11 protein-coding genes and 2 pseudogenes are annotated in these 13,019 nt (G+C 70.5%); 6 read left to right on the top strand and 7 right to left on the bottom strand.

What is annotated here, in order from left to right:
* Positions 1-30 precede the first annotated feature (30 nt).
* Entirely contained in the window at positions 31-651 is a 621-nt protein-coding gene (locus ACFZBU_RS22885; protein ID WP_391585446.1) for a DUF6058 family natural product biosynthesis protein, read from the bottom strand.
* Between the two features lie 141 nt (positions 652-792).
* Here ACFZBU_RS22885 and ACFZBU_RS22880 point away from each other — a divergent pair, with 141 nt between their 5' ends.
* Positions 793-1,287, top strand: a complete 495-nt coding sequence (locus ACFZBU_RS22880) for a hypothetical protein (protein WP_391585535.1) — start codon at positions 793-795, stop codon at positions 1,285-1,287.
* A 124-nt stretch (positions 1,288-1,411) separates the two neighbouring features.
* A complete protein-coding gene (locus ACFZBU_RS22875; protein WP_391585445.1) occupies positions 1,412-1,885 on the top strand; it encodes a hypothetical protein in 474 nt (157 codons plus the stop codon).
* Positions 1,886-1,981: 96 nt separating this feature from the next.
* Here ACFZBU_RS22875 and ACFZBU_RS22870 read toward each other — a convergent pair whose 3' ends face one another.
* Positions 1,982-2,323, bottom strand: coding sequence for a VOC family protein (locus tag ACFZBU_RS22870; protein ID WP_391585444.1), 342 nt, complete (start codon positions 2,321-2,323; stop codon positions 1,982-1,984).
* 202 nt (positions 2,324-2,525) lie between these two features.
* On the opposite strand from ACFZBU_RS22870, the pseudogene ACFZBU_RS22865 reads away from it, so the two are divergent.
* The 4 genes and pseudogenes from ACFZBU_RS22865 to zapE all read left to right on the top strand — a co-directional run.
* Positions 2,526-2,849, top strand: a pseudogene (locus tag ACFZBU_RS22865) (Uma2 family endonuclease); the annotation flags it as partial.
* Between the two features lie 19 nt (positions 2,850-2,868).
* A complete protein-coding gene (locus ACFZBU_RS22860) occupies positions 2,869-3,138 on the top strand; it encodes a hypothetical protein (protein WP_391585443.1) in 270 nt (89 codons plus the stop codon).
* A 31-nt stretch (positions 3,139-3,169) separates the two neighbouring features.
* Positions 3,170-3,730, top strand: coding sequence for an ArsR/SmtB family transcription factor (locus tag ACFZBU_RS22855; protein ID WP_391585442.1), 561 nt, complete (start codon positions 3,170-3,172; stop codon positions 3,728-3,730).
* 134 nt (positions 3,731-3,864) lie between these two features.
* Positions 3,865-4,989 carry a cell division protein ZapE gene (gene zapE, locus ACFZBU_RS22850; RefSeq protein ID WP_391585441.1) on the top strand — a complete coding sequence of 375 codons (1,125 nt, stop codon included), beginning with the start codon at positions 3,865-3,867 and terminating at the stop codon, positions 4,987-4,989.
* 465 nt (positions 4,990-5,454) lie between these two features.
* Here the strand turns inward: zapE and ACFZBU_RS22845 are convergent.
* From ACFZBU_RS22845 to ACFZBU_RS22825, 5 genes and pseudogenes are all read right to left on the bottom strand, one after another.
* Positions 5,455-7,410, bottom strand: a pseudogene (locus ACFZBU_RS22845) (APC family permease); the annotation flags it as partial.
* Between the two features lie 122 nt (positions 7,411-7,532).
* The gene (locus ACFZBU_RS22840) at positions 7,533-8,528 is read right to left on the bottom strand and encodes a 2-oxoacid:ferredoxin oxidoreductase subunit beta (RefSeq protein ID WP_391585534.1); all 996 of its coding nucleotides are present in this window, start codon (positions 8,526-8,528) and stop codon (positions 7,533-7,535) included.
* A 67-nt stretch (positions 8,529-8,595) separates the two neighbouring features.
* Positions 8,596-10,458 (bottom strand): 2-oxoacid:acceptor oxidoreductase subunit alpha, encoded by a 1,863-nt coding sequence (locus ACFZBU_RS22835; protein WP_391585440.1) that lies wholly within the window; start codon positions 10,456-10,458, stop codon positions 8,596-8,598.
* 278 nt (positions 10,459-10,736) lie between these two features.
* Positions 10,737-11,381 (bottom strand): response regulator transcription factor, encoded by a 645-nt coding sequence (locus ACFZBU_RS22830; protein ID WP_026217954.1) that lies wholly within the window; start codon positions 11,379-11,381, stop codon positions 10,737-10,739.
* 119 nt (positions 11,382-11,500) lie between these two features.
* Positions 11,501-12,835 carry a sensor histidine kinase gene (locus tag ACFZBU_RS22825; RefSeq protein ID WP_391585533.1) on the bottom strand — a complete coding sequence of 445 codons (1,335 nt, stop codon included), beginning with the start codon at positions 12,833-12,835 and terminating at the stop codon, positions 11,501-11,503.
* Positions 12,836-13,019: the final 184 nt, after the last annotated feature.

Below are 13,019 nucleotides of genomic sequence, written 5' to 3'. Positions count from 1 at the left end.
TCGACAACCGTCGTCGACGCACCCCGGTCGTCACTGCGCCTCGACCGGCGGTCGATGGGTGCGCAGGGCGGTGATGTGGGTGTCGCGGGAGACGGGCCCACCGAAGCGGAGGCGGTCGTAGTCGGTGAAGTCCGGCTCCAGGGCGTCGAGTTCGTCGACCAGGGCGGACAGCGACGCGGCCGGTGCGGGGGAGTCCGAGTCGGCTGCGGCCAGGGCGGCCTCGATCGCGGCGACCAGTTCGCCCTTGCGGCGGATGGTGGCCGGGGACACCGTGTGCAGGCAGACGTATCGGCCGCTGAGGTAGGCGTCCCACTCCTGTTCGCCCTCGTCCGGATCGGACCAGTGCCCAACGAACCAGGCCCGCAGCCGATCCGGGCCGCCGGCCGCGTCGGCGAGGGCGAACAGGTCGGCGGGCACCATCTCGGCGCCGTCCGAGCGCAGATAGGAGGGCAGCGGCAACAATCGGGCCGACATCAGTTCGCGTACCTCGTCCGGATCGCGCCCGACCTTGTGGCACAGCGCGCCCAACTCGACGAACTGCCGATTCACGTACGCGTCGTCCGCCGGCGTCATCGCGTGGTCCCCATTGACCTCCCGAAACCGCGCCGCCACGGCCCGCACCGCCGCCCCTTCGGCACGCTGCCCCGCCATCGCCCACCTCCCACTGCGCCCTCGTCGCCGAAGGCCCTCCGTCGTACGCCCCGGACGCTAGACCCCCGACCCTTCGCCGCGCACCGAAGCGTCCGAGTGCCACCGGGGCCGACCTGCCACAGTGGTGAGGTGAGTGCCTCCATGCGCGACTACGGGTATGTCGGACCGGCGGACATCCGGGCCGAGGTCGTGCGGGCCGATACCGCGGGCCGGCCGATCCGATCGGCGACCGACTTCGCGACCTGGGTCGAGGCGCGGGAGCACGACGAGCCCTTCACGTATGTGGTGGGGCTGGACGGGGTGTTGCGGCTCGCGCCGCGGCGCAGTGAGCATGTGGCCTGCGCGGGTGGCGAGCGGGTGCTCGGCGCGGGGGAGATCGCGTTCGGGATCGAGGCCGGGGCGTGGGCGGTGGTCGAGGTCGGCAACCAGTCGACCGGCTACTGCCCGGAGCCGGGCTCGTGGCCGGCGGTGGCCGAGGCACTCGCGCGGATCGGGGTGGCGCACCCCGAGGGCTTCACCCACGAGTTCGTCTTCCGTCGGTGCCCGGGTTGCGGTGAGCGCAACGTGGTCAAGGAGGGCGACTTCGTCTGTGCGTGTTGCGAAGCGGAGCTGCCGGCAGACTGGAACTTCGAGTGAATGCCCAGGTCACAGGAGTACGCTGACAGGCTGACGGGAGTCGGGGCCGGCGCTGACAGCGGGTTGTGGGGTTGGTCAGCGGTCTGTGCGGGGGCTGCCGGCGGTGCGGCGGATGCTCGTGGACATGGACACCACGAGCACCACCACCGCCAAGGCACCCGGAGTGATCGGCTCCTTCGTCCGCTTCGTCGTCTTCGGCGGCGGTGTCGGTCTCGCGAGCAGCGCGACGCTGGTCCTGCTGTCCGGCCACGTGCCGTTCGCCGCCGCCAACGCGCTGGTGACGGTGGGCTCGACGCTGATCGCGACCGAGCTGCACAGCCGGTTCACCTTCGGCCGGGACAAGCCCGGCAAGAGCGACCACGTCAAGGCGGCGCTGACGGTGTTGGTCTGCTACCTGTTCACCACGGCCGCGATGCTGATCCTGCGCGCGATCGAGCCGAACGCGGGTGTCCTGGTCGAGCAGGTGGTCTACCTCTCGGCCTCCGGCCTCGCCGGCATCGGCCGGTTCACCTTCATGCGGCTGGTGATCTTCGCGAAGAAGAGCCCGAAGGCCACGCCGCGCGTGCTCGCCCGCGAAGCGGTCGTGACGGCCGCCTGACCGGCCCGGCGACAACCGCGACGACCGACGGGTCGGCTCGCGGGGAACGGCGACCGTGTCCCGCCGATTTCCCGTTCGAGCCGACCCGTCGTCGCGTCAGCCGACGAAGCAGAACTCGTTGCCCTCCGGATCGAGCATCACCCGGAACGACCCCTGCTCGTCGGTGACCACGGGTCCGCGCGCACTCGCCCCGAGGGAGATCGCCAGTGCCACCGCCTCGTCCAGGTCGGCCACCCGCAGGTCCAGATGCAGCCGGTTCTTCCCGGCCTTGTCCTCCGACACCGGCTGGAACGCCATCCGCGCCGAGCCGGGCGGTTCGACGTGCGACCAACCCCGCTCCCGATCCACCGGCTCCCCACCCAACAACCCGGCCCAGAACCGGACCAACGCCCCCGGCTCCCGGGCATCCACGACGATCTGATGCAGGTCTATGCGCATACGCGAGAGCCTAGGACCTGCCCTCACTTCCCCACCGCTGCCCGATCGGGTGAACCGGATCGGGAGGGGGGCTGCGGGTCGGTGGGCGAAACCAGGCTGAAGGTGTTGCCTCGGGGAGGGGAGGAGCGGGTGTGATGTCCGTCGAAGCTGTGTACACACATGATGTGGAAACCGACGACGATGCGATGCCGGATCCGCGGGCGCTCGCGTCATTCCGGACATCACCGTGACGCTGTCCGGCGGGATGCGAGAAGCCGAGCCCTGGATGCCTTCCGCCGACGTGCTCATGGTGGTCGAGGTGACGTCGACCGCCCCCGGACGGGATCGGTTCACCAAACGGCAGGTCTATGCCGAAGCCGCGATTCCGCTCTACCTCCTGATCGACCGTTCCGAGGCCAAGGTCACGCTGTTCACCGATCCGGAGAAGGGTAGCTATTCCGGCCGTGTCGAGGTCGGTTTCGGTAAACGGCTGTCGATGCCGGATCCGTTCGGGTTCGTGCTGGACACCGCCGCGATCGTCGACTGAACCGTGGGGACGTGATCCCGTGTCGGATGTTGCGGACGAGGGCCTCAGCCCGTTGGCTCGGCGGGTGCTTGCGTGCATGTTGGCGGTGCCGGAGGGGATCAGGTTCACCGGCAAGGACGTGGCCGACGTGATGCCCGAGGGGCCGTATCGGGTGCAGAAGGCGCTGCGCGAGCTGGGCGCCACGGGGCATCGGACCGTGCGGCGGCTGAAGCGGGCCAACGGCCGGTTCTATGTCGAGGTCGAGTACCACGCGATACCCGTCCGGGTCGACGACACGTCGCTGGATTGAAGTGATTACGTAACTGCGTAACAATCGCGACGTGCCGAATCGACCGGACGATCACGATGACGACGCCGCCGAGCGAGCCGCCTTGGCCGCGCGCGTGGATGCCTTGACCGAGCGGGTGGCGGCGCTGGAGGCCGCGGCCGACGCCCCGGCGCGGACCGGACCGGCCGACTCGCCCGCAGCGGGCCGGGACGAGCAGATGTTCTGGGCGCTGGAAGGGCTCAAGCAGCACTACGGGATCGGTTCGCTGCTCTACACCGGCGCACTGCAACTGCCCCAGGGCACCCCCATCGAGTGGCAACTGGCCGCCGACGCGGACGAGTTGCTCGCCGAGGATTGGGCCCCCTTCGCGGAACACCTGGCCGCACTGGGCCACCCCGTACGGCTGTCCCTGCTGCGCGAGATCCTGCGCGGTACCGACACCGCGGCCGAACTCGGCGCCCTGGAGGGCATGGGCACCAGCGGGCAGGTCTACCACCACCTGCGCCAACTGGTCGCCGCGGGTTGGCTGCGTACCGTCGGCCGGGGCCACTACGAGGTGCCCGCGATGCGGGTCGTACCGCTCCTGGTCGTCCTGTTCGCCGCCCGCTCCTGACCCGCACCGGCCGCCCCGATCACGACGCCACGCCCGACACGACCACGGCCCCGACGCGGCCCGTGGCCACCCGACCCCGGCCCCGGTCTCGACCACCGGCGAGGCTCGCGAACACGCGCCCTAGGATCCCGATCATGGGGCGAACGACGGTCGAGACGATGCGAGGCCACTTCCACGCAGCTGCGAACACGCGCGGTTTCGTGCTCGATTCGGCCCAGGAAGAGGCCGTCGATCGGCTCGCCGAACTCGGCGTGACACTGAGCCGAGGGCGCGGGCACGGCCCGTTCCGCCGCCGGCCGGCCGCGGGGCTCTACCTGTGGGGCCCGGTCGGCCGGGGCAAGACCTGGCTGCTCGACGCGTTCTTCGCGGCCGTACCGCTGCCCGCCGAGCGTCGCACCAGGGTGCACTTCCATGCGTTCTTCCGCCGTCTGCACGAGGCGGTCGACCGGCACCGCGACGACCACGGCCCCGAGCACAGCGCCGTCGACGCGGCGGTCTCCGAGTTGGTCGGCGACGTGGACCTGTTGTGCTTCGACGAGTTCCACGTGCACGACCCGGGCGACGCGATGCTGGTGACCCGGCTGCTGCGGGAGGTGCACGCACGCGGCGTCGTCCTGGTCTGCACGTCCAACTATCCGCCCGCCGGACTGCTGCCCAATCCGCTCCACCACCACCTGTTCGAGCCGACGATCCGCGAGATCGAGGAGCGGATGGCCGTGGTCACCGTGGCCGGTCCGCAGGACTATCGGGCCCTGCCCCGGGGCGGGACCGTGGTCACCGGGTTCGGTCGGGGCGCGGTGTTGTGGCCCGGCGACCCCGAGCAGTTGCGCGGCCAGGGTCTGCTGCCACCCACCCCCGACGAGGCGGTCACGCTGCGGGTGAACCGCCGCGACCTGGCGGTCGAGGCGGCCCGGTCGGGGGAGCTGTGGGGCGGGTTCGCCGCGCTGTGCGAGGGCCGGACCTCGCCGCTCGACTATCTCGTGCTCGCCGAGACGTACCCGACGTGGGTGATCGGCGCGCTGCCGCCGCTGAAGACCGCGACCGCCGAGGCCCGGCAGCGCTTCGTGAACCTGGTCGACGTCTGCTGCGACGCCGACGTACGACTCTTCCTGTGCAGCGACCACCCCCTGGCCGAACTCCTCGCCGGCGACGACCTGCCGACCGACATCGCCCGCACCGCCAGCCGACTCGGCCTGCTCCGTCGCGTGGGCCGGTCCGACGCTCCCGAGAGCACGTCGCAGTCGTCGAGCACGTCCTGATCCCGGCTGTCGAGTCGTCCGCAGGCGGCCGCACCCGTTCTCACCCGACCTCACCCGACCTCACCCGAGCCGGCCCGTTCTCACCCGACCTCAGTCGTCCTCCGGAAGCAGTTCATAGTTCGGATCCGACATCGCCAAGTGGCCCTCGGCCTCGCCGACCACGCCCCTGACCCGCATTCGGCGGCCCGGTTCCACGCCGGCGAGGTGCCGGCGGCCGTGGAAGAGCAGCCGAAGGCCGCCGGTGCGGTCGTACAGCTCGACCTCCAGGGCCGGTCGGGCGGTCTCCGGCGACGGGGAGACCGACCGGACCCGGCCGACCACCTCGGCCCGCTGCCGCCACTTGAGTTCGGCTACCGAGGCGGGCCCGGTCGTGGGGGTGATCGGCTCGGGTTCCGCGTCCCTCGCCGGCAACAGCCGGGGCACACACCTGGCCGCCGAGTCGGCGGAGGCGGGCGGTCGATGCGCCATCGCCGCGGCCATGTCGAACGGCACGACGGTGGCGATCGCGTGCGGCACCCGGGTCAGTGCGGACGCGATCGAGTCGGTGGTCCGGCCGTGCAGGAGGCGGCCGATCACCGGCGGATAGGTGTGTCGAGGCAGCAGCAGGGTGATCCCGGACGCGCCGTCCGCCACCTCCCGCGCGGCCAATTCCAGCACCGCGCGGGCGAGCCGCCGATCCGGGCACTCGATCAGCTCCAGCGGGATGTCGGCGGCCCGACTCGCCTCCCAGCGTTTGCGCAGCACCCTGGCATGCCGGCTGTCCAGCACGAAGTGCGCCGCGCGCAGATCGTCGGCCCGCAGGGCGCGGGCATAGCGCACCGCCTGGAGCACCGCGACGTCGAGCGAGTCGACCAGCACCACCACCACCGAGCGGTCCCGAAGGCCGAAGTCCGCCGTGGCCGGCGCCGCCGCGAGCGCCGCCGCCTCCTCCCGGTAGCGCCGGTTGACCCCGATCAACGCCCACACGCCCAGCGGGAAGAGCGCCACCACCAGCCACGCGCCCTCGGTGAACTTGGTGATCGCGAAGATCAGCACCACCACGCCGGAGACCACCGCCGCGAGCGCGTTCACCGCGACCCCGGCCCGCCATCGGCCGCTGCGGTGCGTCCAGTGATGCCTCGTCAGTCCCGAACCGGCCATCATGAAGCCGGTGAACACGCCGATCGCGTACAGCGCGACCAGCGAGTCCACACTCGCCCCGGTCACCAGCAGCAGCGCGACGGCGGCCACCGCGAGCAGGATGATCCCGTTCGAGAAGGCCAGCCGGTGTCCGCGCCTGCGCAACATCTTGGGCAGGAACGCGTCCTCGGCGACGAAGTCGGCCAGGAACGGGAAGCCGTTGAACGGCGTGTTCGCGCCGGTGTACAGGATCAGCGCGGTGGCCAGTTGTACGAAGATCAGCCCGGCCCGACCGAATACGCCCCCACCCAGCACCAGGTGCGCCTCCTGCGCGATCACCGTGGGATCGCCGTCCGTGTAGGGGAGCGCGTGGGTGGCCCGCGCGAGCAGCGAAATGCCCAGCACCAGCACCGCGAGCACCAGCGACATCGCCACGAGGGTCCTGCGCGCGTTGCGGCCCTGCGGTTCGCGGAAGGTGGACACGCTGTTCGAGAGCGCCTCCAGGCCGGTCAACGAGGACCCGCCGTTGGCGAACGCCCGCAGCACCACGAACAGCGAGGCGCCGTACAGCAATCCGCCGCCCGAATCGCCCAGCGGCACCGCCCCGGCCGCGTGCACGTCCGCCTGCGGCAACGAGCCCTCGCTCGCCCAGCGCACCAGCGCGACCGCGAACACGACCGCCATCGCGCCGATGAACAGGTACGCCGGCAGCGCGAACGCCCGCCCGGCCTCCTTGACCCCGCGCAGGTTGCCGTAGAACAGCACCGCGACCACACCGACGCAGATCTCCGGCTTCCAGCCGCTGATGTCGGTCCCCCACACCAGGTGCAGCAGCGAGGCGATCGCGTCGGTGCCGGCCGCCGTCTGCACCGCGACGGTGACCACGTAGTCGATCAACAGCGCGACCGAGGCGACCTGCGCGACGCGCGGCCCGAAGTTGTCCCGGGCGACGATGTACGAGCCGCCGGCCTTGGTGTACAGGCCGACCACGTCCCAGTAGGACAACGTCAGCAACAGCAGCACCGCGAGGATCGCGTAGGTGACCGGCAGCAGCAGGGTGAAGGCGGCAATGCCGATGTAGGGCACCAGCGCACGCAACATCTGCTCGGTGCCGTACGCCGAGGAGGAGATGCAGTCCGAGGCCAGCACGCCCAGCGCGGTCGGATTGGACAACTTCTCGCCACGCAGTCGCGAACCGACCAGCGGCGGGCCGAGCAGTCGCTTCTTGACGCGGTATCCGACCGTCTCGGGAATCCGAACGTCCACACTCAGCGGAGCGGGCGGGCCGGTGGGTGGCTGCATACCCCTCGGCTGCCCGTCCGCCTCGCCGCACATACCCGCGCTCGGCCGAACAGGGGCCGCAACGCGCCTGGGGCCCGACGGGATGTCCGCCGGGCCCCACGTGGTCTCGCCGGACTCGCTACCTAGTTGATCGTCCAGGTGTCGTTGCCCCGGATCAGCGAGGACAGGTCACCGGCGCCGCCGCTGCTCGCCGCCTCGGCCATCTGCGCCGACATCAACCGGTCGTAGACCGGGCGCTCGATGTCGCGGAAGACGCCGATGGGGGTGTGCGTGTTGCTGGTCAGGTCACCCAGCCGGGTCAGCGCGAACGCCAACTCCGGGTTGTCCGCGTGCGCGTCGTGCACCAGCAGCGCGTCCTCGCCGACCTGGGCCACCTCGGCCACGTCCAGCGAGCCGCGCGCGCCGCGGATGACGCCGAACTGGCCCTGCGAGCCGAACCGGATCGGCTGCCCGTGCTCCAGCCGGATGGTCACGTCGTCGCGCTTGTCGGGGTCCTTGAGCAGCTCGAACGCGCCGTCGTTGAAGATGTTGCAGTTCTGGTAGATCTCCACCAGCGCGGTGCCCTCGTGGGCCGCCGCGGCGCGCAGCACCGAGGTCAGGTGCTTGCGGTCGGAGTCGATCGACCGGGCCACGAACGACGCCTCGGCGCCGATGGCCACCGACAGCGGGTTGAACGGGTGGTCGAGCGAGCCCATCGGGGTGGACTTGGTGATCTTGCCGGTCTCGGAGGTCGGCGAGTACTGACCCTTGGTCAGACCGTAGATCCGGTTGTTGAACAGCAGGATCTTCAGGTTGACGTTGCGTCGCAGCGCGTGGATCAGGTGGTTGCCGCCGATCGAGAGCGCGTCGCCGTCACCGGTGACCACCCACACCGACAGGTCCTCGCGCGAGGTGGCCAGACCGGTCGCGATGGCCGGGGCACGTCCGTGGATCGAGTGCATGCCGTACGTGTTCATGTAGTACGGGAAGCGGCTGGAGCAGCCGATGCCCGACACCCACACGATGTTCTCCTTGCGGAGACCGAGCTCGGGCATGAAGCCCTGCACCGCCGCCAGGATCGCGTAGTCCCCGCAACCGGGGCACCAGCGCACCTCCTGGTCCGACTTGAAGTCCTTCATGGACTGCTTGCCGTCGGCCTTCGGGATCAGCGACAGCGAAGGGAAGCCGCCGGCGCCGTTCGCAGACTCAAACACTCTCGATCACTTCCTGGATCACGTGAGCCAGCTCCTCGGACTTGAACGGCAGGCCGCGAACCTGGTTGTACGACATGGCATCCACGAGGAACTTCCCGCGCAGGAGCAGGGCGAGCTGACCCAGGTTCATCTCCGGGACGATCACCTTGTCGTACGACTTGAGGACCTCGGCCGTGTTGGCCGGGAACGGGTTGAGGTGGCGCAGGTGGGCCTGCGCGACCTTGCCGCCCGCCGCCCGGACCCGACGCACGCCGGCGGCGATCGGACCGTAGGTGGAACCCCACCCGATCACGAGCACCTTGGCGTCACCGGTCGCGTCGTCGACCCACAACGGCTCGATGTCGTTCGCGATGCCGTCCACCTTGGCCTGCCGGGTGCGCACCATCAGGTCGTGGTTGGCCGGGTCGTAGGAGATCGAACCGATCCCGTCGGCCTTCTCGATCCCGCCGATGCGGTGTTCCAGACCCGGCGTGCCGGGCACCGCCCACGGGCGGGCCAGCGTCTCGGGGTCGCGCTTGTACGGCCAGAACTCCTTGGTGCCGTCCGGCATCTCCTGGTTCGGCTCGGTCGCGAACTCGACCCGCAAGTCCGGCAGTTCGGACGTCTCCGGGAGTCGCCAGGGCTCCGAGCCGTTGGCCAGGTAGCCGTCGGACAGCAGGAAGACCGGGGTGCGGTACTTCAGCGCGATCCGGGCCGCTTCGATGGTGGCCGCGAAGCAGTCGGACGGGGTCTGCGGGGCCACGATCGGCACCGGCGCCTCGCCGTTGCGGCCGAACATGGCCTGGAGCAGGTCGGACTGCTCGGTCTTGGTCGGCAGACCGGTCGAGGGTCCGCCGCGCTGCACGTCGATGATCAGCAGCGGCAGCTCCAGGGAGACCGCGAGGCCGATCGTCTCGGACTTGAGCGCGACACCCGGACCGGAGGTGGTGGTCACGCCGAGCGCGCCGCCGAAGGACGCGCCGAGCGCGGCGCCGATGCCCGCGATCTCGTCCTCGGCCTGGAACGTGCGCACGCCGAAGTTCTTGTGCTTGGCCAGCTCGTGCAGGATGTCCGAGGCCGGGGTGATCGGGTACGAACCGAGGTAGACCGGCAGCTCGGACAGCTGCCCGGCGGCCACCAGGCCGTAGGACAGCGCGAGGTTGCCGGTGATGTTGCGGTACGTCCCGGCCGGCAGCTTGGCCGGGGCCACCTCGTAGGAGACCGCGAAGTCGTCGGTGGTCTCGCCGAAGTTCCAACCCGCCTTGAACGCCGCCACGTTCGCCTCGGCGATCACCGGCAGCTTGGCGAACTTCCTGCGCAGGAACGCGATGGTCGCGTCGGTCGGCCGGTGGTACAGCCACGACAGCAGACCGAGCGCGAACATGTTCTTCGCCCGCTCGGCGTCCTTCTTGGAGATCTCGAACTCGGCCAGCGAGCCGACCGTCAGCGTGGTCAGCGGGATCGCGTGCACGTTGTAGGCGTCCAGCGAGCCGTCGTCCAGCGGACTGGTCGCGTAGCCGACCTTGGCCATCGCGCGCTTGGAGAACTCGTCGGTGTTGACGATGATCTCGGCCCCGCGCGGCAGGTCGCGGATGTTGGCCTTGAGCGCGGCCGGGTTCATCGCGACCAGGACGGTCGGGGCGTCGCCCGGCGTCAGGATGTCGTGGTCGGCGAAGTGGAGTTGGAAACTCGACACACCCGGCAGGGTGCCCGCGGGTGCCCGAATCTCGGCGGGGAAGTTGGGAAGGGTCGACAGATCGTTTCCGAACGTCGCCGTCTCGGACGTGAAACGGTCGCCCGTCAGCTGCATTCCGTCACCGGAATCGCCGGCGAACCGGATCACTACCCGGTCGAGCTGCTTGACCTGCTTGGTCACGGGGAAGGACCTCCTCGGCGCTGCGGCGGTTGGTCCGCGCACCGCGCGGATGTCGCAGTTTTCATCGTACGGCGGTACAGATGGGGGCCGTGGCGCCCCCCGGAGCGGGCGAGGATCCGCCCTGGCGCGCGACGTGAGCGGCGTCACGCCTCGGACATGGCCCACCGGGGGCGCATATCCGGCTGTATCCGAACAAAACTACAGTCCGCCCCGGTATGGGACGGCTGCTCCGATCGACCGGATGATTGCATGGGTCCAGTAATTCGATCCCTACGATGTCAGGATCCGAGATACGCGAGTACCGCGAGGACCCGTCTGTGATCGGTGTCACTGGGTGCGAGACCGAGCTTCCCGAAGATGTTGCTGACGTGCTTCTCCACCGCGCCGTCCGACACCACCAGCGCCTGTGCGACCGCCGCATTCGTGCGTCCCTCGGCCATCAGGCCGAGCACTTCGCGCTCGCGCGGTGTGAGCTTTTCCACCACGTCGCGCTTGCGGGAACGGCCGAGCAGCTGGGAGACCACCTCGGGGTCGAGCGCGGTGCCGCCGCCCGCGACCCGCTCGACCGCCGCGACGAAGTCGCCGACGTCGGCGACCCGGTCCTTGAGCAGATAGCCGACGCCACTGGTGTTGCCCGCGAGCAGTTCCGTCGCGTACTGCTCCTCGACGTACTGGGACAGGACGAGCACGCCCACCTCGGGCAGGGTCGCCCGCATCCGCACCGCCGCCCGGATGCCCTCGTCGGTGTGTGTGGGCGGCATCCGCACGTCCACGACGCAGACGTCGGGGCGCAGTCGCCCCGCGACGGCGACCAGTTGCTCGGCGTCCCCGACCTCGCCGACGACCTCGTGGCCGCGAGCGGTCAACAGGCGGGACAAACCGTCCCTGAGTAGTACGGAATCCTCAGCGATGACGACGCGCACAGCGTTCACATCCCCCAAATCCGGTAGCCGCACCCGGAGAGCGGGTGCGGCTACAGTCTTCCGGATTCGAGTCGCTGCGGCGTACCGCGGGCGGGTCGGATCTCAGCTCCGGCGGATCCTCACAGCGGCAGCCACACGGTGACCCGGGTGGGCCCGCCCTCGGGGCTGTCCACGGTGAGCGTGCCGTCCACACCGCGCACCCGCTCGATCAGTCCGGCCAGGCCGGACCCCTTGCCCGTCGAGGCGCCGCCCGCACCGTCGTCGGCGACGATCAGGTACATCCGGCCGTCCTGCCGGCCCACCGTCACCCACGCGTGCGAGGCACGAGCGTGCTTGGAGACGTTGGTCAGCAGCTCGGACGCGCAGAAGTAGGCGACCGACTCGATCGGGGCGGGTGGGCGATCGGGCAGGTCCACCTCGACCCGGACCGGGACCGTGCAGCGCGCCGCGATCGAGGACAGCGCCGCGTCCAGACCCCGGTCGGTGAGCACCGCGGGGTGGATGCCCCGGGCCAGGTCGCGCAACTCCTGGAGGGCGAGCTTGACCTCGTCGTGCGCGGAGGAGACCATCCGCGCGGTCTCGGTGTCCCGACTCGTGCTCAGGTTCTCCTTCGCCATGCCCAGGTCCATCGCCAGCGCCACCAGTCGGGCCTGCGCACCGTCGTGCAGGTCGCGCTCGATCCGGCGCAGGTCGGACGCGGCGGTGTCGACGGCGGCACCCCGGGACACGGTCAGGTCGCGCACCTGCTCGGACAACAAGGCCGGACCGAGCAGGCCGCGCACCATCACCCGATCCACATTGGCCATCCCGCGCACCAGCCACGGGGTAGCGAAGAACAGCACCACGCCCAACGCCACGGTCAGCGACACCGGGCCCGGCCCGGCCAGATAGTGGTCGGCGCCGCTCTCGTGCGGCCCGTCGCCCGAGAGCATCGCGCCGGGCATGTCGGCCCGGCGATACAGCGGCTGGGTGAGCGGATAGGTGATCGCGCTCAGCGAGGTCGCCCACAGCACCGTCGTCGCGGCGAAGGTGAAGACGCCCCAGGGCAGTTGCAGGAACAGGTAGAGACTGGCCCGCCACCCGATCCGGTCGGTCAGGCCGGACCTGATCCACCCGGTGGGACCGGGCCGGCGCCGAAGCGGCGCGGGCGCCCGTACGTGCTCGTCCAGCAGCGCACTCGCCCGGGCCCGTTCCACCCGGCCGAACGCCCGGCTGCCCATCAGGGTCAGCGCCAGCAGCGGCAACCCCAGCAGGAACAGCGGGGTCAGGCCGACGCCGAGCGCGATGAACACCGCGACATAGGTGAAGCCGACGATGCCGATGGGCAGGTTGAGTACCAGATGGATCGTGTCGGTCCACGTGCGCACCGTGAACGGCGCGCGCAGGATGCCCGGCCGCGTTCGGGCCGGGACATCACCTGTGGACCCGTCGTAGGCAGTCGCGGGTGAGGGCATGGACATGGAGTTGCCTCGCTGGGAGAGAAGCCGATCCGTTGGGTCAACTCTGCCGGGTGACCCGGGCGGGTCCCATGGCGCGGGTCGGTGTCTTGGGGGTGGGGTTGTCCCTACCACCTTCGGCTCGGGAGCGGTATCGCCGATCCGGCCGGTCGACCGGACTGGACACCGGGGACAGGTCCGG

This window comes from Embleya sp. NPDC008237 (assembly GCF_042956465.1).
Taxonomy (GTDB): domain Bacteria; phylum Actinomycetota; class Actinomycetes; order Streptomycetales; family Streptomycetaceae; genus Embleya.
The sequence above is the reverse complement of the archived record's forward strand: the minus strand, read 5'-3'. Positions and strand labels throughout refer to the sequence as shown.

What these genes read in the sequence shown, in the direction of transcription:
- ACFZBU_RS22885 (WP_391585446.1), bottom strand. Translation starts at nt 651, where the DNA reads ATGGCGGGGCAGCGTGCCGAAGGGGCGGCGGTGCGGGCCGTGGCGGCG.
- ACFZBU_RS22880 (WP_391585535.1), top strand. Translation starts at nt 793, where the DNA reads ATGCGCGACTACGGGTATGTCGGACCGGCGGACATCCGGGCCGAGGTC.
- ACFZBU_RS22875 (WP_391585445.1), top strand. Translation starts at nt 1,412, where the DNA reads ATGGACACCACGAGCACCACCACCGCCAAGGCACCCGGAGTGATCGGC.
- ACFZBU_RS22870 (WP_391585444.1), bottom strand. Translation starts at nt 2,323, where the DNA reads ATGCGCATAGACCTGCATCAGATCGTCGTGGATGCCCGGGAGCCGGGG.
- zapE (WP_391585441.1), top strand. Translation starts at nt 3,865, where the DNA reads ATGGGGCGAACGACGGTCGAGACGATGCGAGGCCACTTCCACGCAGCT.
- ACFZBU_RS22840 (WP_391585534.1), bottom strand. Translation starts at nt 8,528, where the DNA reads ATGAAGGACTTCAAGTCGGACCAGGAGGTGCGCTGGTGCCCCGGTTGC.
- ACFZBU_RS22825 (WP_391585533.1), bottom strand. Translation starts at nt 12,835, where the DNA reads ATGCCCTCACCCGCGACTGCCTACGACGGGTCCACAGGTGATGTCCCG.